Here is a 19,986-nt window from a genome sequence, read left to right as displayed (position 1 = left end):
ACCTGCAAAACGGGAGGCCGTAATGGCACATTAAATTTGTTCCCCGTACGCAAGTCATATCATGGCCGGACAACACCGTGGTCACGATGAGTTGACCGCGACATGATACCTCCCCTTCCTCCGCACTTATCATCCTCCTCTTCCCCCATGCTTTCCCCTACCCTATTGACGGCTATCATCACAGGGATGTCATCATGCTCAAGAAAATCGGCCTTACTCTCGCTATGCTGCTCTGCGGCTGCGCAACCATCACCAGCCACACCGTTGGCAACAATCCAAAAAACTCCTTTTATGCGGGGACGCAACTCGACGTCCACACACTGCCTGACTGTCTCGGGTGCTGGCTCGATCTGCCGTTCTCCGTCGTGGCCGATACGCTGATGTTGCCGTTTGATACCTGGCATTACTACCACACGCCGGACAACATCACACAGCCACCGAAGCCGGCAGAGAACGTGAAATAAACGTCCTGTTTATGCTAGCCTGCGGAAAACGAAAACAGCACAGGAATAGGGCAATGGACGGACAGCAGATTCAGAAACTCACCATGCAGATAGCCCTGGTGTTGCCGGAAGCAGAGCTTGACTACCCTTTCGGCCCGGAGATTGAGGTATTTAAAGTGCGCGGTAAGATGTTTGCGCTGATGTCGCAGGTGCGCGGCGAACGCATCGTGAACCTGAAGTGTCGCCCGGAAGATGGCGAACTGCATCGGGTGATCTACGACAGTATTCATGCGGGCTGGCATATGAATAAGCGCCACTGGATTTCGATTTATCCGGGGGAGCAGATTACTGAGGGATTAGTGAAACAGCTGGTGGAAGAGTCTTACGATCGGGTGGTGGCAGGTTTGCCGAAACGCTTAAGGCCATCGGCGCTGAGGGACAGTCGCGAATAGCCCCATTTAAGATCAAAAAAAGGGGCGATGACTCGCCCCTTTTTCAGCACTGCACAGCAGCAAACTATGCCAGCTTGCGCATCACCAGGGTGGCGTTGGTGCCACCGAAGCCGAAGCTGTTAGACATCACGGTGGTCAGCTTACGCTCGGTAGGCTGAGTCACGATATCCAGGCCTTCTGCTGCCGGGTCCAGTTCATCGATGTTGATGCTTGGTGCAACAAAACCGTGCTCCAGCATCAGCAGCGAGTAAATCGCTTCCTGCACGCCAGCGGCGCCCAGTGAGTGACCTGTCATCGCTTTGGTTGCCGACATCGCCGGGGTTTTATCCGGGAATACGGCACGGATAGCGCCCAGTTCTTTCACATCACCCACTGGCGTTGAGGTTCCGTGGGTGTTCAGGTAGTCAATTGGGGTATCCACACCTTCCATTGCCATACGCATGCAGCGCATTGCGCCTTCACCGGATGGCGCCACCATGTCAGCACCGTCAGAGGTCGCACCGTAGCCAACGATTTCAGCGTAGATATGTGCGCCACGCGCCAGTGCGTGCTCCAGCTCTTCAACCACAACCATACCGCCGCCGCCTGCGATAACGAAGCCGTCACGCTGCTGATCGTAAGTACGGGACGCTTTTTCCGGAGTGTCATTGTATTTGGTGGACAATGCACCCATCGCGTCAAACTCACAGGACATTTCCCAGCACAGCTCTTCGCCGCCGCCAGCAAATACGATATCCTGTTTGCCCAGCTGGATCTGCTCTACAGCGTTACCGATGCAGTGCGCAGACGTGGCGCAGGCAGAGCTGATTGAGTAGTTCACGCCATGAATTTTGAACGGGGTCGCCAGGCAGGCAGACACGCCAGAAGCCATTGCCTTGGTCACCATATATGGGCCAACGCCACGCAGACCTTTGGCACGCATACCGTCAACGCTGGCAGCCTGATAGAACGGTGAACCACCGCCGGAACCGGCAACCAGGCCCACACGTGGGTTGTTCTGGTACTGCTCATCGGTCAGGCCGGAATCTTTCACCGCATCCTGCATGGAGAGGAAAGCATAGATTGACGCATCGCTCATAAAACGCAGCATTTTGCGATCGATACGGGCTGAAATGTCGTCCTTCGTTAACTTAACGTTACCCCAGACGTGACTACGCATGCCGGAATCTTTGAGTTCTTGCGAGAAGGTGATGCCAGAACGGCCTTCACGTAATGATGCCAGAACTTCCTCTTGGTTATTACCAATACTGGAAACGATCCCTAGGCCAGTAATCACAGCACGTTTCATTCAATACCTCTTTCACTTCTAATTAGGATTCGACTGGCACTCTAGCTTACAGTTGTACGCCGAACAAGTCCGATCAGCGAATTCCTTGTGTAAATTTGCGTAGGGTCAAGCACATCGTTAAAATCGCGCCACTGCCTGAGCAATGAGCCTTTGCCGTGAAAACCGCACCAATAGAGCACGCACAACTACGCTGGAACGATCAGGGTACACCTGTATCCCGAGTATTTGATGATGTCTATTTCTCTAACCAGAATGGTCTGAAAGAAACCGGCTACGTTTTTCTGGAGGGTAATCACCTCCCCGAACGTTTCACCACGCACCCGCGCGATCTCTTTATTGTGGCCGAGACTGGATTCGGAACGGGCCTGAATTTTCTGACGCTATGGCAGGCTTTTGATGCCTTCACCACGCGTGAGCCAGAAGCCAGACTCCAGCGATTACACTTTATCAGCTGTGAAAAATTTCCTTTAACGGCCAGCGATCTCGACGCCGCCCTGCAAAGCTGGCCACAGTTGGCCAATTATGCGCGCCAGCTGCGTGAACAGTGGCCGCTCGCGTTACCCGGCTGCCATCGTCTGCTGCTGGATGGCGGGCGTGTTACGCTCGATCTGTGGTTTGGCGATATTAATCAACTTATCCATACTTTTGATGACACCCTGAATCAGCAGGTCGACGCCTGGTTTCTGGATGGTTTCGCCCCGGCCAAGAACCCGGATATGTGGACGCCGGAACTGTTTGACTGTATGGCACGCCTGGCGAGGCCGGGCGGCACGCTGGCCACCTTTACGGCGGCCGGATTTGTGCGTCGTGGTCTGCAGCAGGCCGGATTTGAGGTGACAAAGCGCAAGGGGTTTGGTGAAAAGCGCGAGATGCTGATTGGCCATCTGCCCGCTGCTGTTGTCCGGCCTGCGCAGGCTCCGTGGTATGCGCGCCCGGCCGCTGAGGGCGATGATTTTGCCCTGGCAGGGGGAGGCATTGTCAGCGCACTGCTGGCCCTGGCATTACTGCGGCGCGGTAAAAAGGTCACGCTTTATTGTGCCGATGCCCGCCCGGCCGAGGGCGCTTCCGGCAATCGCCAGGGCGCAGTTTACCCGCTGCTCAACCACCACGATCCGGCACTGGCACAGTTTTTCCCTGCCGCCTTTACCTTTGCCCGCCGCGTCTACAATCAGCTGACCCTACCTTTCGAGCATGACTGGTGCGGCGTCACTCAGCTGGCGTGGGACGAAAAAAGCGCGGAGAAAATCAGCAAAATGCTGCAAATGGCGCTGCCGCCCGCGCTGGCTGCCGCCGTGAACACTGAAGAAGCGGAAGCACTGTGCGGCGTCACCACCGGCTGCGGCGGCATCACCTACCCGCTGGGTGGCTGGCTCTCTCCGGCAGAACTGACCGCGGGACTGTGGCAGCAGGCAGCACAGCAGGGCGCGACGTTACACTGGCAGCAGGAGATCACGCAGTTGACGCCACACCCGGCAGGCTGGCAGCTAAGCTTCCGCACGCAGCCTGACTGCACGCATCGTAACGTGGTGCTGGCAACCGGCCACCGTCTGACAGATTTCATCCAGAGTGAGAAGCTGCCCCTCTATGCGGTGAGTGGTCAGGTCAGCCACGTACCCACCACGGAGGCACTGTCCGCGCTGAAACAGGTGCTGTGCTACGACGGCTATCTGACGCCGGTCAGCCCACAGTTTCAGCAGCACTGCATCGGAGCCAGCTATCATCGCGGCGATACTGCGACAGAGTACCGCGCCGACGATCAGCAGGAGAATCGCGATCGCCTGCTCCGCTGTCTGCCAGATGCAGGATGGCCGCAGGAGATTGATGTCAGTGACGGCAAAGCACGCTGTGGCGTTCGCGCCGCCACGCGCGATCATCTGCCGATGATGGGCGCACTGCCGGACTATGCCGCTACGCTGCACCAGTACGAAACGCTGGCACAGCAGCAGCAACAGCAACAGGCTGAGCCCGCACCGGTTTATCAGGGCCTGTTCGTGCTGGGTGCGCTGGGATCGCGTGGACTGTGCAGCGGACCGCTGGCAGCAGAAGTGCTGGCGGCGCAGCTGTGTGGCGAACCGATCCCGCTTGACCGCTCCACCCTGGCCGCCACCAGCCCCAACCGCTACTGGGTGCGCAAACTGCTGAAAGGAAAAGTACCGAAGTAAGAATAATCCTTGCTTTAATGTGCTTATGGCAGGAAATATCATGACCCGCGCCGGATAAATAGCATAAGATTCCCATTGTGCCCCTGAATTCTTCAGGGGCATTTTTGTATCTGGCCCGTAAACGAACAAACGGAAAGAACGGGCCATCAAGGATGATTTGCTATGGACTTCACGCTTAACGGCCGGCACGTCTCGATTGACGATGTGCACTCAGATACCCCCCTTCTTTATATATTGCGTAATGACTTCCAGTTAAATGGTCCAAAGTTTGGCTGCGGCATCGGTGAATGTGGTGCCTGCACCATTATTATTGACGGTGTGGCCGCCCGATCCTGTAGCGTGCCTGTCCATACTGTCGCCGGCAGGCAAGTCACGACTCTGGAAGGATTGGCAGAGGATGATGGGCTGCATCCGGTACAACAGGGCTTTATTGATGAACAGGCCGCTCAGTGTGGCTACTGCACCAACGGCATGATCATGACGCTGGTGGCGCTCTTCCGGCGCAATCCGCGGGCATCAGAGCTGCAGATTAAAAATGAGCTGGCATTTAATCTGTGCCGCTGCGGCACCCATCTGGAAATTTTGCGCGCGGCGCAGAAGGCACGCGAACTCATCAGCGGAAGTCAGCCATCATGAACCTGTTCACTCTGACACGCCGCCGCCTGGTGCAGATGGGGGGTTTTATAAGTGTAAGCACTCTCCTGCCAAACCTTTCGCTGGCCCAATCCACGGCAATAAGCGCCTCACCCCCGGTCACGATCGGCAGTTTTATCGCACTGGCCGCAGATGGCAAAGTGACCGCCTTTAACGGCCATGTCGACCTCGGCACCGGTGTGTGTACGGCGCTGTCGCAATATGTCGCCGATGCACTGGATGTTCCCTTCAGCGCCATTACGATGATACTGGGTGATACCGCTTCAACGCCGGACCAGGGCCCGACAATTGCCAGCGCCACACTACAGGTGACGGCGGTCCCGCTTCGCCAGGCAGCCAGCCAGTTGCGTCAACAACTTATGCTGTTGGCGGCAAAAGCCATGAATCTCTCCGCAAGCCAGGTGTATACCAATGCGGGCTGGGTCATTGACCGACAGCGTCCGGATCGCCGCCTGAGCTATGGCCAACTGGCTCAGGATAAAGACACGCATTTGCCTCTGGACACCGCTGTCCCGCGGTATAGCGCAAACCGCTATACCGGTAAATCGGTGGCGCGCGTGGATATTCCGGCAAAAGTGAGTGGCAAACTGACCTGGGTTCACGATCTCCGCATACCCGGTATGCTGCATGGCCGCGTAGTGCGCCCGCCTTATGGCGGTGCTGATAGCAGTGCCCCGCTGGGGCACAGTCTGATTTCAGTCGATGAGCATTCTGTTGCCCATCTTCCGGGTATCGTGAAGATTGTGGTGATGAAGGATTTTGTCGGCATTGTCGCCTTACGTGAAGAGCACGCGATTGCTGCGATGTACGCGCTAAAAGTGAACTGGAAGCCCTGGGCCGGACTGCCTGCGCTGGGCCTGGACCAGTTGCATCACACGCTGGCCAATTGTGAGAAAACCCCGCGCGTACTGCGTGACGATGCAGGCACTGACAGCGCGCTGAAGAACCGGCATGTCGCCGTTGATGCCGACTACGTCTGGCCCTATCAACTTCATGCCTCTATCGGTCCTTCCTGTGCCGTAGCCGACGTGCGCAACGGGCAGGCCACGCTGTGGTCAGGCACGCAGAACCCACACGATCTGCGTAAAGACATCGCACTGCTGCTGGAACTGGCCCCTGCCATGGTCGAGGTGAAACGTATGGAGGCCTCCGGGTGTTACGGGCGTAACTGCGCGGATGATGTCACCGCCGATGCGGCATTGCTGTCACAGGCAACGGGCAAACCCGTGCGCGTGCAGCTCATGCGCGAACAGGAAGCCGCATGGGAGCCCAAAGGCGCCGCGCAGTTAATCCGCGTCAGCGGTGGGCTGGACCGCATGATGAATATCTCATGCTATACGCTGCGCACCTGCTATCCCTCCAATAATGCCACCACCCTGCCGCTGATCCTGACGGGAAAAGTGCCCAATCAGCCAGTCGTCCAGTCAATGGGGGATCGCACCGCCATTCCGCAGTACCACTTTCCCCATATGCGGATGATCTGTGAAGATGCCGCCCCGCTGGTACGCGCTTCATGGATGCGCGGCGTTTCGGCTCTGCCGAACGTGTTTGCTCATGAGAGTTGGATCGATGAAATCGCCTGGCATTCTGGCCGCGATCCGATCGATCTGCGCCTGGAACACCTTGAAGATTCACGTGCGATTGTCATGATTAACCATCTGAAGAAAATGGCTAAATGGAAAAATGGCCCGCCTCACCATCGCCCTCAACACGAGGGTTCCGTACTACGGGGTCGTGGTTTCGCCTCGGCGCGCTATGTCCACAGTCAGTTCCCCGGATTTGGTGCCGCCTGGGCTGCCTGGGTCTGTGATTTAAGCGTGAATCGCCAAACCGGAGAGATTACGCTGAACAACATCTTCGTCAGCCACGACTGCGGGCAAATGGTCAACCCGGACGGGGTTCGCCATCAGGTGCACGGCAATATTATTCAGTGCGCCAGCCGGGTGTTAAAAGAGTTTGTCACGTTTGATGCCAGCGGGACGACCTCACTTGAGTGGGGCAGCTACCCGCTACTGCGTTTTGACGAGCTGCCTGACATCCAGATCGCGCTGATGGACTACCCGGACGAACCCGCTATGGGTGCCGGCGAATCCGCGTCCGTGCCGGGGGCCGCAGCCATCGCAAACGCCCTGTTTGATGCCACCGGCATTCGTTTCCGTGCGCCGCCGTTTACCCCGGATCGCGTGCTGCGCGCGTTACAGGGAGGCCACGTATGATTCAGAATAAATGGCTGCGCATGTCAGGCGGGACGGTGCTGGCACTGGTTGTCGCCGTGGCGATATTCAGTCTGCAACCCGAGATTGCCCCGATTTCCCCTCCGGATGCCGCGCAGTTTTCTGCCGAAAGTATCAATAGAGGAAAAACCCTGGCGGCACTGGGTGACTGTAGCGCCTGTCATACCCGCCCGGGGGGCGTGACCAACAGCGGGGGGCTGGCCATGGACACGCCGTTTGGCACGATCTACACCAGTAATATCACCCCGGATTTCACCAGCGGGATTGGCGGCTGGTCTTACCCGGCATTCCTGCGCGCGATGCGTTACGGTATTGACCGCCGTGGGCATTACCTCTACCCGGCGTTTCCCTATACCTCCTTCACGCAAGTCAGCAACGATGATTTGCATGACCTTTATGCCTTTCTGATGACCCGGCCCGCCGTCAGCTATCAGCCGCCGGAAACACGGTTATCCTTTCCGTTCAGTATTCGCCAGGGGATGGCGGCATGGAACTGGCTGTTCCTGCACCCGGGAGAACGCACACCGGACCCGCAGCAGAGCGCCATATGGAATCGGGGGGCTTATCTGGCCGGAGGGCTGGGCCACTGTAGCGCCTGCCATTCACCACGTAATCTGGCCGCTGCCGAAAAACACGGTAGTGATGCGCTGAGTGGCGGTGTTGCTGAAGGCTGGATCGCCCCCGCGCTTAACGACCGATCTCCGGCACCTGTCGCCTGGGATGAAGTGCAGTTGCAGCGCTATCTGCGTACCGGATATTCCCCGGAACACGGCGTAGCAGCAGGCCCGATGGGACCGGTGATCGCGGGCGGGCTCTCGCAGCAATCGGATGAGGATCTGCAGGCATTAGCCCACTGGCTGGTCAGCTTCCAGTCCCCCACCTCGGCACAGGCCGATGAACTGACTGCACGTGCAGAACAACGTGCACTGCGTCTCGACTCCGCAGGAGCGCGGCAGTATGCCGGTTCCTGTATGGTCTGCCACTCCCAGCAGAAAGGGCCGCAGCTGTTGGGTGTGCGCCCGTCACTGGCGCTGAACAGTAATCTGTATAGCGCTATGCCCGATAATCTTATCCGCATTGTGCTGGGCGGTATCAGCCATCCGGCAACCCGCGATCTGGGCACCATGCCCGGCTTCCGCCATCAGCTTAGCGATCACCAGATCGCCACGTTGCTGAACTGGTTGCGCACTGATTTCGCGGGTCAAACGCCCTGGTCCGATCTGGAGAACAAGGTGGCAGCGATTCGTCAGCAGAATCATGGAGCCGAATAAATGAAGGATGTGGGGATATTAGTGATGGCGGCAGGCAACAGCCGGCGCTACCGCGAACAGGATGGGCGGCATAAGCTGCTGGTCAGGCATCAGGTGTGCGGCAATCTGTCGCTGCTGGCCCACACCTTGCAAATAGCCACTGCCGCCTGCGGCAAGCGGGTGAATGTGGTGTTACGTCCGGAAGATCATGCGTTGATCGAGACGGCACGGCGTTATCACTGTGGCATCACGTTGCTGGAGAGCCCTTCTCTGGGCGACTCGATCGCCGCAGGCGTGGCGGCACAGCCTTACTGGTCCGGCTGGCTGGTGATGCTGGCTGATATGCCCTGGTTACAGTTAAATACGGTAAAGCGAGTCCGTCAGGCACTGGCCTTTGCCGATATTGTCCGCCCGCAGTGGAAGCTGCAGGTCGGCCACCCTGTCGGCTTCAGTGCCAACGTGCGTGAAACGTTACTCGGCCTGCAAGGCCAGGAGGGGGCACGTTCTATTCTGAACGGTGCCCCGCCGCTGCTGTTACAGGTGGACGACCCGGGTTGCGTGCGCGATGTGGATGTCCCTGGTGACTGGGCGGAATTCTGATGGTGAGCTCTCTGGATATCCAGGTGCTGGAAAACGCCCTGACCTGGGTGAGTAAGCAGCGTTGTATCTGGCTGTGTACCGTCCTGCAAACCTGGGGATCGGCACCCCGTGCGCCCGGCTCGTTGCTGGCGGTTTCTCAAGAGGGTGCTGTCTGTGGTTCGCTTTCCGGCGGCTGCATCGAACAGGATTTTCTGCAGCGGCTGGCTGCAGGTGACCACCGACTGCCCAGCCAGCAGGTACGATACGGTACAGGGGGGCTGTCACCGAATGTCGCGCTGCCCTGCGGCGGCAGCCTTAATGTATTGATTGAATACCTCCCCGCGTCGGCAGAGACCGAACACTACCTGACGCAAATGCTTCAGGCGCTGCGCGGCGAGGTCAGTCTGGAAAAACAGATTGCGCCCGGCCAACCGGGGCGGTTGCTCCCCACTGACATCATAACAGGGCGGCCGCGCGTGACGCAGCAGGCTAATGGCCTGGTCCTGACGCTCAGTGCAGCTACCACGTTACTGATTGCCGGGCTATCTCCGGTGGCGGAATACTGCATGCATTTCGCACGCATGCTGGGGTTTCATATCCAGGTATGCGAGCATCGCGATGCGTGGCTGGCTGAGTTTGACGCCCGCACGATGCTGAATTCCGGGGTGGAAATGATTCGTTGTTTTCCTGCCCGCCATCTGGAGCAGCACGGATGTCCTGCACATACGGCGGTGCTCAGCCTGACACACGATGCGCGCATTGACGACCTGACGCTGGTAGAAGCCTGTCATACGTCCGCATTTTATATCGGTGCACTGGGTTCACAGAGTACCAGTGAACGCAGGCGGGTGCGGCTGGCAGAAATGGGAGAGCTGAGTCGTGAACAGCTGGCACGTATCAGCGCGCCAGTCGGCATGGCGCTGGGCAGCAAAACGCCGCCAGAAATTGCGCTGGCGATTATGGCGGATATTGTTCGGGTAAAGAATGGGGTTTGAATACAGGGCAGAAGGCGGCCTTCTGCCCTGCGGGTCGTACGCCGTTTACTGGGCCTGCAGGAACAGCCTGTCCCACATGCTCATCACCAGGACCTGGTCACGCGGGGAAAGCTCACCTGCCTTGATCGCTTTATCCAGGCTGATTTGCACCTGAGTCTGCAACGCTTCCGGCGTGTGTTCGCCGGCCTGTTCAATTTCGGCCACGGCCAGCGTCAGATGACCACGCAGGTAACCGCCGGCAAACAGCTCATCGTCGCTGGCATGTTCTACCATGTCATCAATCAGGCCCAGAATACGCGCCTCAAATTCATCGATCATATAATCCTCTGTAAGCTAGTCGCTCCCCGTTCAGCACAAATCTTCCGGCCAGGGAAACAGTGCCGCCGTCAGCGGTGGAGTTGAGTAAAACGAGCGAAGTTCAGCAATCAGTCGGGCCGGGCGCGCAGGAATGCCCTTCTCCAGATAGTCCATCACCTGAGCATGAACTTTACGCTGGAACGCAATGCGATCCGGTTCACAATCACCTTCAAGATTGTCACAACTTACATTGAACGGAAAGCCTGCCGCAACACTTAACAACCACTCCAGCGCCTGGGGTTTGATCTCGACGGATTCAAACTGGCCCTGGGTCTCAGCATCACGCCCATCAGGGCAGTACCAGTAGCCAAAATCCACCTGCTTGCGGCGCTCGGCACCGGCAATGCACCAGTGGGAAATTTCATGCATTCCGCTGGCGTAGAAACCGTGGGCAAACACTACCCGGTTCCAGGGTGACGTCTCGTCAGCAGGAAGATAGATCGGTTCGTCATCACCTTTAATCAGGCGGGTCTGAAAATCATTCATAAAGCAGCGATCGAAGATATCGATCAGATCCTGATAGTGGTGTTGCTGGCTCATAGCTATTTGTCGTGTCAGTAAAAAACGCGCAATTTTGACATTTTGTCAGGCAGGTTTCGAGCACTATTGCATATATTGTCTCACGCGAAAAAGGTGGGCAGGTTATCAATGTCTTACCACCACTCGCCAACATGACGCATAAAGTTTCGGCTTAACGCTCCGATAACCGTTGGCACAGGCGCGATCGTTTTATTGCGCCATCTTATTTTATGGAAAAATAAACGTTTTACTTTAACTATGCGCAATCTCAAAACATCTCATTGAACATGCTGATGAGATAACGCTTTCCACCTTTAAATATTCTCTGGCTGCCACGCTTATCCCGCTGAAATCAGTGAAATAATCTTAGCCCGTGACATGGACGTCCTGAAATCCTGTTGACAACCTCATACCCTTTCAGGCGAGTGTGAATGAAGCAAAAATCAAATAAAACAACAATGATGATCAACGGAAATACCCGTGGACTGATCAGGCAGCCCCTGGTCGGTATGCTGGTATTACTGGGAGGACTTTTTCTTTGCGCTATCGTTGCGCTGTTTTACATCGCCGCTCAACAGAATACCCATGAAGACAAGCACCTTCAGTTACTGATGGGTAAAGCAATCGAAAACCGTCAGGATATTATGCATGCGCATACGATGGACAATGCCGACTGGGGCGAAGCCTGGAAAAATCTGCATTTGACGATAAACACCGAATGGGCCTGGGACAATCAAAACCTTGGGGAGTCCCTGTATCAACGTTTTCATTATGAGGGCATTTTCGTTGTCTCTCCGCAGGGAAAAACAGGTTACAGCGTGCTCGAAGGACAGCTGAAGCTACAGAGCGTTGCAACATGGCTGGGCATCGATCCTCTGCCCCAGCTTCAGCAACGGCTGAATGTGTCAGGGGGGAATGCCATCTCGATGCTGGTGGTCTCGCAGGGGCGAGTCACCATCGTCAGCGCCGCTTGGATCACCCCCGATGGGGCGGCCAGTGCAGATACGGAAAACGGCCCGCATTCAATTCTTATCTTCGCCGACAGGCTCACCCCGGAGAAGCTGAGTCATATGGCGCTGGAATACGGTATCCAGGGCGCACAAATATTCAGTACACAAACCGCACTCCAGCCTGAAGACCGTAACATGCTGGCACTGCCCGCCTTGGGCGGAACGATCACATTCACCTGGCAGAGTGATGATCCCGGTAATGCCCTGGTCACAGGTATTCTGCCTGCACTGGTGTTGCTGATGTTTACCACCCTGCTGACCGCCCTGATGCTGATGAAAAATGCCCTGCGTAAAGCACGTCTCAGTGATGAGAGTCATTTCCAGCTGGAACAAAGCAAGAAGGCACTCTACAACAGCGAATGCCGTTTCAGGGATGTCGCTGAAACCACCACGGACTGGATTTGGGAAGCGGATGAGAACTTAACGTTTACCTGGATATCCGAGCGCTTCCCGGTGATTACCGGCTACCACATTTCTGACTGGATTGGCCGTCCGGCAACGGAGTTTTTACTGAACGACAGTAATGCCCTGGCGCAACTGACTTACCTGTGCCAGTCCGGTGGCCGCATCACGCTTCCTCATTGCCACTATCTCTCGGCCCAACAACATCAACGCTACTGCAATATGATCGTTAAACGCGTGTACCTGCCTGGCGGAAAAACCGGGTTTCGTGGCACAGCAACCGATGTCACCCAGGAAGTAAAAGCACAGGAGCGCGTGCGTTATTTATCACACTTCGATGAGTTAACCGGCCTGCCTAATCGTGTGCAGATGAAAGAGTTCCTCGAAGGAAAATTGAATTCAGCGCCCAGCACTGAACAGCAGCTGGCTATTGTGATGGTTGACCTGGATAAGTTTAAACCGGTTAACGATGTCTACGGGCATGCGGCCGGTGACAGCGTGCTGCATGAAGTCTCTGCCAGGCTACGCGCCTGCCTGAAAACATCCGGCATGGTGACCCGCCATGGCGGTGATGAATTTATTATTATTCTGCCGGAGGTTCAGGATCAGCGCGATATTGCCACCCTGTGCCAGCAGATTATTGATGAGATTAACCGGCCCTTCCTGATTGCCAACGGCGAAATTTTTATCGGGGTCAGCCTGGGCATTGCCCTCGCCCCTCAGGACGCCAGTACCGCCAGTGACCTGCTGCGTTATGCCGACATCGCACTCTACAAAGCCAAAAATGAGGGGCGTAACCAGTGGGCATTCTTCCAGCGCGATATGGGGGAAAAAATTGTCCAGCGCCGCGAGATGGAACAGGAACTGCGTGAGGGAATTCGCGCAGGCCAGCTGCGTCTGGTTTACCAGCCGCGTTACGATACCCACTGTTCGTGTATCATGGCGGTTGAAGCGCTGGTCAGATGGCAACACCCACACCACGGACTGCTGATGCCTGACCAGTTTATCCCGCTGGCGGAAGAAACCGGCTTGATTAACGCACTCAGCGACTGGGTATTGTTCACAGCCTGCAGTGATGCGCTGAACGCTATGCCGGGGTTAACGGTGTCGGTGAATATCTCGGCAAGTGAATTCCAGGACAGCAGCCTGTACAACAGAATAAAAGGGGTGTTAGAAAAAACAGGACTGGAGAGCTCATTGCTGGAGATCGAAGTCACCGAAAATGTCACATTGCATGATCCGGCCAAGACACAGAAAACCATGCTACAAATTAAGGAACTGGGCGTGAAGTTCCTTATCGATGATTTCGGCACGGGTTTTGCCTCGTTAAGCTATCTGCGCAACTTCCCGTTTGACGGTATAAAGCTGGATAAATCCTTTATTTTCCCTATGGATGATTCGGTACGCGCCAGGCAAGTCGTCGAAAATATGATTGGCCTCGGCAAGGCCTATTCTCTCTATGTCACCGCCGAAGGCGTTGAAACACAATCGCAGATGGAGCAGTTAACGCTGTTGCAGTGTGACAGCCTGCAGGGGTATTACATCGGCAAACCGATGGCCCTTGAACATCTGATTGCACTACCGACCTGCCGCACCCGCACTTAATGCCTGTGCCTGCTGGCGAAAAGCCAGCGGAGCCAGGCCGTAATGTTCTTTGAAGATGCGTGAAAAGTGAAAAGGCGAAACAAAACCACACTGCTCGGCGATCAGTGCCACGGGCAGGTGGCTGCGCATCAGCAGGCGTTCCGCATGGCGCAGGCGCACATCGCGCAGATAGCGGGCCGGAGTCTGGCGCAGATGACGGCGAAACAGCGCAATCAGATGATTTACCGAACAGTGGGCGCGGGCTGCGATATCCTCCAGCGCCAGCGGATGCTGGTAGCGCATAGCAATAAAGCGGCAGGCTTCACGTACCCCCTTCGGCATGGTTTGCCGCTCCTCTCCCGATGGCTGAATAGCGCGTGAGGCGTAGTAATAGAGCAGTGTTTCTGCCAGCGAGATTAACGCTCGCGGTGCGCCTTCAGGCTGAGAGGTTAAACTGATGCCCAGCTCCATCAGTTGCTCTACCTGATGGTCAAAAGCAATGGTGGCAGGCAAATGTGCCAGCTCGAGATTAAAGTTCGCCGGGAGGGCCGCGAAATCCAGCTGGCACCAGATATGCTCGCTGGGCAGCAGTGAGTCAAACTGGAACAACTCACGCTCTCCCGGCAGCAGCAACGCCAGCGTGCCGGGCAATAACAGCAGTGAACGCTGCGCCGTCTCAATCGTCACGCTGCCACTCAGCAGCGCAATAAACTGAATGCCGCGCTGAATACGCGGCCCGTACACATCCCCAGCCCCGTACCGCGACAGACCGAAATATCCCTCCATGACGGGGACCGTCAGTGTGATTTCAGACATTTTTTTCACCACTTTGGTCATGTACCCCCCGGCCCCTGGCAGGCTATCTTTTCTCCACTCTTCAGCCGTATAGCGGCGAACACAACCCGAAACTGTGCGCAGAGCCTGATTGTGCGACGCAGATCAAACTTTGATTTCAGACAGGAGAAAACTATGGCAAATGCCAACGTGCGTCTTGGCGTCAGTCCGCTGGCCTGGACCAACGATGTGCTGGAAGATCTGGGGGATGATGTCACTGCCCTGCAATGTATGCAGCAGGCTGCCGCCATCGGCTATCAGGGGATTGAACTGGGCCGTAAATTTCCCCGCGAGCTGGCAGCCTTGCAACCGCTGTTGCAGGAAACCGGGCTGTCACTGGCTTCCGGCTGGTTCTCCGGCACCCTGGCCGACATTAGCGTGCAGCAGGAGCTGCACAATGTGGCCGATCATGCCCGCCTGCTGAGTGCGCTGGGCTGTTCCGTCATGGTGTATGGCGAATGCGGGGGGATGCCCGGCGAGACACCGCTGGATATCGGTATTTCCCACTCACCCAAACTCAGCGCCATTGACTTTGATGCTTACGTACGGCGGTTGAGCCAGTTCGCCTCGGCACTGTATCAGGAATATGGCCTGAAGCTGGCTTACCACCACCATCTGATGATGCTGGTGGAGCATCAGGATGAGATCGAGCGCTTTTTCTCTGCCACCCATGAGGATGTCGGGATGCTGCTGGATACCGGGCATGCCGTGGCGGCAGGCGCCGATCTCAACGCGCTGATCCGCCAGTTCGGCAGCCGTATCTGCCATATCCACCTGAAAGATATTCGTCGTGCGCGCCTGGAAAAGGTGTACCAGCAGGATGAAAGTTTTAACCAGGGCGTACGCGGCGGCATGTTCACCGTGCCCGGTGATGGCGGTATCGATTATCAGCCGGTGGTGGATTTCGTCAATCACAGCGGCTATCGCGGCTGGCTGATCGTTGAAGCAGAACAAGACCCGATCCAAGCGCCCCCGGTGCCCACCGTGACGCGCGCCTTCCATCACGTTAATGCTCTTTTTTCGCGCTAAGGAAATACGATGTCTGACACTCTGAATATTGGCCTGATCGGCTCCGGTTTTATGGGGCAGGCGCATGCAGACGCCATCCGCCGCGCTGCCCTGCTCTACCCTGATTTACCGAAAACACCGGTGTTGTACGCCATTGCCGACCAGAACCAGGCGATGGCACAGCAGGCGGCACAGCGCTTCGGTGCGCTGCACGCCTTTGGCGACTGGCGGGAGATGGTGCAGGACCCGAACATCGATGTGATTGATATCACCTCGCCCAACCATCTGCATCATCAGATGGCACTGGCTGCGATCAACGCCGGGAAGCATGTTTACTGCGAGAAACCGCTGGCCGTCACGGAATACGAGGCACGAGAGATGGCGGAAGCCGCACGCCGGGCCGGGGTGAAAACCATGGTGGCGTTTAACAATATCAAAACCCCGGCGGCGCAGCTGGCGAAGCAGCTGATTGAGCGCGGCGAGATCGGCACCCCGGTGCGTTTTCGCGGCACTTTCGACCAGGGTTTCTATAACGACCCGGAGCTGCCCTGGTCCTGGCGTTGCTCGAAAGAACTGGCTGGTTCAGGTTCTCTTGGCGACCTGGGCGCCCATACCCTGTCGGTGGCACAGTATCTGATGGGCGGCGTCAAAGAAGTGTGCGCCAGCGGGCAGACACATCTTAACACCCGTCCGGTGCCCGGCGTCGACAGCGGTTACGCCAGTAAGGTCGAGGCCAATGCGCAACGTCGCGAGGTGGAAAACGATGACCAGATGCAGTGCCTGGTGAGCTTCGACAGCGGCGCTGCCGGGGTGATTGAGTCTTCACGTATTGCCGCCGGGCGCATTTTCGGCGTCTACTGGGAAGTGTCCGGCACCGAAGGCACGCTGTATATGGACGGTGAGCGCTTTAACGAACTCCAGGTATTCCGTTTTAACGATGATAAGCGCGATCGTGGGTTCAAAACCCTGTATGCGGGCAGCCAGATCCCCGCTTATTCAGCCTTCTTCGGCTTCGATTTCGGCGGCGGCGGGCTGGGTTACTTCGATGTCAAAGTGCTGGAAATGTATGACCTGGTGCAGGGAATTTGCCGCGATGACGACTGCTACCCGAACTTTACGTTCGGCTGGGAGAATCAGCGCATCTTACAGGCGATTGAGGATTCGATGGAGCAGCGCCGCTGGATCAATGTGAGAAGAGGTTAGGTGTTGTGCAGCGGGTCAGGCATGCCTGACCCCTACTGATGCTACATACGGAGAAGCGCGGCATTCGTAAGAGCATGCCATGCGCGGGCAGTGACATCCGTAGGGATGTGGCATCCGTAGAGGCGAGGCATCCGTAGGGACGTGATATCCGTAGGGGCGTGGCATGCCGCGCCCGAAAGCACATTATGAGGCGCGGCATTCGTAAGAGCATGCCATGCGCGGGCAGTGCCATTCGTAGGGGCGTGGCATGCCGCGCCCGAAAGCACATTATAACGAATGGAACCACGCAATGATTTCCGCGCCGTGGCTGTCATACAGCAATTTCGCACTCATCACCGCCGACACAATCACAATCATCGGGCGGATCAGCTTCTGCCCTTTGGTCAGCACCATTCTGGCACCCAGACGTGCGCCGCACACCTGACCCGCGAGCATCACCAGCCCCACCAGCCACACCACTTTTCCGCCAATCATAAACAGCAGCAGGCCACCGAGGTTGGAGGTGAAGTTCAGCACTTTGGCATGGGCGGTCGATTTCGCCAGGTTGTAACCGCACAGGGTCACGAACGCCAGCGCATAAAACGAACCCGCGCCAGGGCCGAAGAACCCGTCATAAAACCCAACGCATCCTCCAGCCACCAGTGCAAACGGCAGACCATGGAGACGACGCTGACGATCTTCCTCCCCAATCTTCGGCATCAGCAGGAAATAAAGACCAATGGTAATCACCAGCAGCGGCAGCAGCTGGCGCAGAATATCGCCCTGCACGTGCTGTACCAGCAGCGCACCGCTGATCGATCCTAAAAAGGTCAGCGCAATATTCAGCTTTTGCTCGCGTAAATCCACGGCTTTGCGGCGGATAAAATAGAGGCTGGCAGAAAACGACCCGCCTACCGACTGCAGCTTATTGGTCGCCAGCGCCTGGGCTGGCGACAACCCGGCGGCCAGCAGCGCAGGCACCGTCAGTAAGCCGCCGCCGCCCGCAATCGCATCGATAAACCCCGCCAGTAAAGCCACCAGAAACAGCACGCCCAACAGCCACGGAGCAACACTTACCCATTCCATTTATCGTTATGCCTTACAGTAAATGTTTATCCAGCAAAGCCTGGCAGGATGGCGGTAACGGAGGGGGCTCGCGCTTCACCGGCGGTGTACTGCCCGGTTTCGCTGGCGCAAACCAGCTTTGCAGTTCGGCACCACAGCCATCACCCGGCGGAGGGATCGGTTGATCCTGGCACTCAAGGCTTCCCGCCGGACAGCGCAGGCGCACATGCATATGGGCACGATGTTGGAACCACGGACGCACCTTGCGTAACCACTCACGATCGCTACCGGCATCCGCACAAAGCTGCTTTTTAATCGCCGGATTCACGAAAATACGCGTCACCTCGGGATCTTTCGCCGCCAGCTTAATCAGGCTGTCAATTTCTGGCTGCCAGTGGCGTGCCACCACATTTTTTCCATCGGCGGCAACCAGATCAAGCGGCTGAGGTTTCAGCAGCATTTGCTGTGTCCAGCGCTGTTTGGGGAGCTGTAACCAGATATCCACATCCAGCCCGGACTGATGACTGGCGTGGCCGCTGCTGAAACGACCGCCTGCCGCCATGCCCATATCACCGACCAGCACTTCCCCCAGCCCCAGTTGATTTGTCTGGGTGCTGAGACGCTGAATAAAAGCAATCAGGTCCGGGTGACCAAAATAGCGACGCTGATCGGTACGCATCACCTGATAACCGGATGCCTCCAGCGGCAGCGGCTGTGCACCAATAATACAGCCGTTAGAGAATGCACCAATTGACTGCGGTGCACCGCTAATCGGCTGGTGGATTGTCTGCCACGGCGTGGCGGCCTGTGCGGTCGCCGTCGATATCAACAGCGCACACAGCGCCATCAGCGTCTTTTTCATGGGTTACCAGCGCGGGTAAGTGGTTTCAACGTCAGCATTCTGCGCGCGATGACGCAGTAAGTGATCCATCAGCACAATCGCCATCATCGCTTCGGCAATCGGCACCGCACGGATCCCAACGCACGGATCGTGGCGGCCTTTGGTGATCATCTCAACTTCTTCACCGCTGCGGGTCAGTGTTTTTCCGGGTACGGTAATGCTTGAGGTCGGCTTCATCGCCAGATGAGCCATAATGCTCTGACCGCTGCTGATGCCGCCCAGAATGCCGCCAGCATGGTTGCTCTGGAAGCCATTAGCACGGATCTCATCACGGTGTTCGCTACCGCGCTGGCTGACCACGGCAAAGCCGTCGCCAATCTCAATGCCTTTTACCGCATTGATGCTCATCAGCGCATGTGCCAGGTCAGCATCCAGACGGTCAAAGACCGGCTCGCCCAGACCTGCCGGGACGTTTTCCGCCATCACGGTCACTTTGGCACCAATGGAATCGCCCTCTTTCTTCAGAGCACGCATCAGTTCGTCCAGCGCTTCAATTTTATCAGGGTCCGGGCAGAAGAAGGGATTCTGTTCTACCTGGTCCCAGTCTTTCAGCTCGCAGGCCACATCACCAATCTGCGCCAGATAACCGCGCACGATAATGCCGTGTTTCATCTCAAGGTATTTTTTCGCAATGGCCCCGGCCGCAACGCGCATCGCCGTTTCACGCGCCGATGAGCGGCCACCGCCGCGATAGTCGCGAAAACCGTATTTCTGGTCGTAGGTGTAATCCGCATGACCGGGACGGTAGAGATCTTTGATCGCGCCGTAGTCCTGCGAGCGCTGATCGGTGTTTTCAATCAGCAGACCAATACTGGTTCCGGTGGTTTTGCCTTCAAACACGCCGGACAAAATTTTCACCTGGTCCGGCTCACGGCGTTGGGTGGTATAGCGCGAAGTGCCAGGGCGGCGGCGATCGAGATCGTGCTGCAAATCGGCTTCGGTCAGTGGGATGCCCGGAGGCACGCCATCCACGATACAACCGAGGGCGATGCCGTGTGATTCGCCAAACGTCGTGACCCGAAATACTTGTCCAATGGTATTACCCGCCATGCTGGCTCCTCGCTAAA

The 19,986-nt window shown here is 56.9% G+C and carries 18 protein-coding genes; 11 read left to right on the top strand and 7 right to left on the bottom strand.

Translation table 11 applies throughout. From position 1 onward, the window contains the following. Window positions 1-194: 194 nt before the first annotated feature. Both HHI26_RS10720 and HHI26_RS10715 read left to right on the top strand, forming a co-directional pair. The gene (locus HHI26_RS10720) at window positions 195-464 is read left to right on the top strand and encodes a YceK/YidQ family lipoprotein (RefSeq protein ID WP_133841332.1); all 270 of its coding nucleotides are present in this window, start codon (window positions 195-197) and stop codon (window positions 462-464) included. Window positions 465-517: 53 nt separating this feature from the next. Further along, complete coding sequence (locus HHI26_RS10715; protein ID WP_171149084.1) at window positions 518-895, top strand: MmcQ/YjbR family DNA-binding protein; 378 nt, start codon at window positions 518-520, stop codon at window positions 893-895. Window positions 896-959: 64 nt separating this feature from the next. On the opposite strand, the gene fabB is transcribed toward HHI26_RS10715, so the two are convergent. Then, window positions 960-2,183, bottom strand: a complete 1,224-nt coding sequence (fabB, locus tag HHI26_RS10710; protein WP_133841330.1) for a beta-ketoacyl-ACP synthase I — start codon at window positions 2,181-2,183, stop codon at window positions 960-962. A 155-nt stretch (window positions 2,184-2,338) separates the two neighbouring features. On the opposite strand from fabB, the gene mnmC reads away from it, so the two are divergent. The 6 genes from mnmC to HHI26_RS10680 all read left to right on the top strand — a co-directional run bounded on the left by mnmC (window position 2,339) and on the right by HHI26_RS10680 (window position 10,057). Continuing rightward, a complete protein-coding gene (gene mnmC / locus HHI26_RS10705) occupies window positions 2,339-4,345 on the top strand; it encodes a bifunctional tRNA (5-methylaminomethyl-2-thiouridine)(34)-methyltransferase MnmD/FAD-dependent 5-carboxymethylaminomethyl-2-thiouridine(34) oxidoreductase MnmC (protein WP_171149083.1) in 2,007 nt (668 codons plus the stop codon). Window positions 4,346-4,507: 162 nt separating this feature from the next. Further along, window positions 4,508-4,981, top strand: a complete 474-nt coding sequence (locus tag HHI26_RS10700; protein WP_133841328.1) for a (2Fe-2S)-binding protein — start codon at window positions 4,508-4,510, stop codon at window positions 4,979-4,981. Then, a complete protein-coding gene (locus HHI26_RS10695) occupies window positions 4,978-7,215 on the top strand; it encodes a molybdopterin cofactor-binding domain-containing protein (protein WP_171149082.1) in 2,238 nt (745 codons plus the stop codon). Before HHI26_RS10700 ends, HHI26_RS10695 begins: the two co-directional genes overlap by 4 nt. Continuing rightward, window positions 7,212-8,504, top strand: a complete 1,293-nt coding sequence (locus tag HHI26_RS10690) for a c-type cytochrome (protein ID WP_171149081.1) — start codon at window positions 7,212-7,214, stop codon at window positions 8,502-8,504. Before HHI26_RS10695 ends, HHI26_RS10690 begins: the two co-directional genes overlap by 4 nt. After that, window positions 8,505-9,083 carry a nucleotidyltransferase family protein gene (locus tag HHI26_RS10685; RefSeq protein ID WP_133841325.1) on the top strand — a complete coding sequence of 193 codons (579 nt, stop codon included), beginning with the start codon at window positions 8,505-8,507 and terminating at the stop codon, window positions 9,081-9,083. Beyond that, the gene (locus tag HHI26_RS10680) at window positions 9,083-10,057 is read left to right on the top strand and encodes an XdhC family protein (protein WP_205945462.1); all 975 of its coding nucleotides are present in this window, start codon (window positions 9,083-9,085) and stop codon (window positions 10,055-10,057) included. Before HHI26_RS10685 ends, HHI26_RS10680 begins: the two co-directional genes overlap by 1 nt. A 45-nt stretch (window positions 10,058-10,102) precedes the next feature. On the opposite strand, the gene HHI26_RS10675 is transcribed toward HHI26_RS10680, so the two are convergent. After that, a complete protein-coding gene (locus HHI26_RS10675; RefSeq protein ID WP_133841324.1) occupies window positions 10,103-10,375 on the bottom strand; it encodes a YfcL family protein in 273 nt (90 codons plus the stop codon). A gap of 30 nt (window positions 10,376-10,405) precedes the next feature. Continuing rightward, window positions 10,406-10,954, bottom strand: coding sequence for an elongation factor P hydroxylase (locus HHI26_RS10670; protein ID WP_133841323.1), 549 nt, complete (start codon window positions 10,952-10,954; stop codon window positions 10,406-10,408). Window positions 10,955-11,364: 410 nt separating this feature from the next. Between HHI26_RS10670 and HHI26_RS10665 the strand changes: the two genes are divergently transcribed. Further along, a complete protein-coding gene (locus HHI26_RS10665) occupies window positions 11,365-13,950 on the top strand; it encodes an EAL domain-containing protein (protein WP_241008264.1) in 2,586 nt (861 codons plus the stop codon). Here HHI26_RS10665 and HHI26_RS10660 read toward each other — a convergent pair. After that, a complete protein-coding gene (locus HHI26_RS10660; RefSeq protein ID WP_159336256.1) occupies window positions 13,924-14,745 on the bottom strand; it encodes a helix-turn-helix transcriptional regulator in 822 nt (273 codons plus the stop codon). The genes HHI26_RS10665 and HHI26_RS10660 overlap by 27 nt on opposite strands. Window positions 14,746-14,898: 153 nt before the next feature. Between HHI26_RS10660 and iolE the strand changes: the two genes are divergently transcribed. Together iolE and HHI26_RS10650 are read left to right on the top strand one after the other, a co-directional pair. After that, window positions 14,899-15,792, top strand: coding sequence for a myo-inosose-2 dehydratase (iolE, locus tag HHI26_RS10655; protein WP_159336255.1), 894 nt, complete (start codon window positions 14,899-14,901; stop codon window positions 15,790-15,792). Window positions 15,793-15,801: 9 nt separating this feature from the next. After that, entirely contained in the window at window positions 15,802-16,974 is a 1,173-nt protein-coding gene (locus HHI26_RS10650) for a Gfo/Idh/MocA family oxidoreductase (protein ID WP_167863572.1), read from the top strand. Between the two features lie 267 nt (window positions 16,975-17,241). On the opposite strand, the gene HHI26_RS10645 is transcribed toward HHI26_RS10650, so the two are convergent. The 3 genes from HHI26_RS10645 to aroC are packed head-to-tail and all read right to left on the bottom strand — an operon-like array spanning window position 17,242 to window position 19,969. Then, window positions 17,242-18,039: a sulfite exporter TauE/SafE family protein gene (locus HHI26_RS10645; protein ID WP_159336253.1), complete on the bottom strand. Its 798-nt coding sequence runs from the start codon at window positions 18,037-18,039 to the stop codon at window positions 17,242-17,244. 13 nt (window positions 18,040-18,052) lie between these two features. Beyond that, window positions 18,053-18,880, bottom strand: a complete 828-nt coding sequence (gene mepA / locus HHI26_RS10640) for a penicillin-insensitive murein endopeptidase (protein WP_133841317.1) — start codon at window positions 18,878-18,880, stop codon at window positions 18,053-18,055. Window positions 18,881-18,883: 3 nt separating this feature from the next. Further along, complete coding sequence (gene aroC / locus HHI26_RS10635; protein WP_133841316.1) at window positions 18,884-19,969, bottom strand: chorismate synthase; 1,086 nt, start codon at window positions 19,967-19,969, stop codon at window positions 18,884-18,886. Between the last annotated feature and the right edge of the window lie 17 nt (window positions 19,970-19,986).

The organism is Erwinia sp. JH02 (assembly GCF_013074405.1).
GTDB lineage: Bacteria > Pseudomonadota > Gammaproteobacteria > Enterobacterales > Enterobacteriaceae > Erwinia > Erwinia rhapontici.
The sequence above is the reverse complement of the archived record's forward strand: the minus strand, read 5'-3'. Positions and strand labels throughout refer to the sequence as shown.

Coding starts and splice junctions, on each gene's coding strand:
- HHI26_RS10680 (WP_205945462.1), top strand. CDS start 9,083: ATGGTGAGCTCTCTGGATATCCAGGTGCTGGAAAACGCCCTGACCTGG.
- HHI26_RS10675 (WP_133841324.1), bottom strand. CDS start 10,375: ATGATCGATGAATTTGAGGCGCGTATTCTGGGCCTGATTGATGACATG.
- HHI26_RS10665 (WP_241008264.1), top strand. CDS start 11,365: ATGAAGCAAAAATCAAATAAAACAACAATGATGATCAACGGAAATACC.
- HHI26_RS10695 (WP_171149082.1), top strand. CDS start 4,978: ATGAACCTGTTCACTCTGACACGCCGCCGCCTGGTGCAGATGGGGGGT.
- HHI26_RS10645 (WP_159336253.1), bottom strand. CDS start 18,039: ATGGAATGGGTAAGTGTTGCTCCGTGGCTGTTGGGCGTGCTGTTTCTG.
- mepA (WP_133841317.1), bottom strand. CDS start 18,880: ATGAAAAAGACGCTGATGGCGCTGTGTGCGCTGTTGATATCGACGGCG.
- HHI26_RS10670 (WP_133841323.1), bottom strand. CDS start 10,954: ATGAGCCAGCAACACCACTATCAGGATCTGATCGATATCTTCGATCGC.
- aroC (WP_133841316.1), bottom strand. CDS start 19,969: ATGGCGGGTAATACCATTGGACAAGTATTTCGGGTCACGACGTTTGGC.
- HHI26_RS10650 (WP_167863572.1), top strand. CDS start 15,802: ATGTCTGACACTCTGAATATTGGCCTGATCGGCTCCGGTTTTATGGGG.
- HHI26_RS10685 (WP_133841325.1), top strand. CDS start 8,505: ATGAAGGATGTGGGGATATTAGTGATGGCGGCAGGCAACAGCCGGCGC.
- HHI26_RS10660 (WP_159336256.1), bottom strand. CDS start 14,745: ATGTCTGAAATCACACTGACGGTCCCCGTCATGGAGGGATATTTCGGT.
- HHI26_RS10700 (WP_133841328.1), top strand. CDS start 4,508: ATGGACTTCACGCTTAACGGCCGGCACGTCTCGATTGACGATGTGCAC.
- HHI26_RS10720 (WP_133841332.1), top strand. CDS start 195: ATGCTCAAGAAAATCGGCCTTACTCTCGCTATGCTGCTCTGCGGCTGC.
- HHI26_RS10715 (WP_171149084.1), top strand. CDS start 518: ATGGACGGACAGCAGATTCAGAAACTCACCATGCAGATAGCCCTGGTG.
- iolE (WP_159336255.1), top strand. CDS start 14,899: ATGGCAAATGCCAACGTGCGTCTTGGCGTCAGTCCGCTGGCCTGGACC.
- HHI26_RS10690 (WP_171149081.1), top strand. CDS start 7,212: ATGATTCAGAATAAATGGCTGCGCATGTCAGGCGGGACGGTGCTGGCA.
- fabB (WP_133841330.1), bottom strand. CDS start 2,183: ATGAAACGTGCTGTGATTACTGGCCTAGGGATCGTTTCCAGTATTGGT.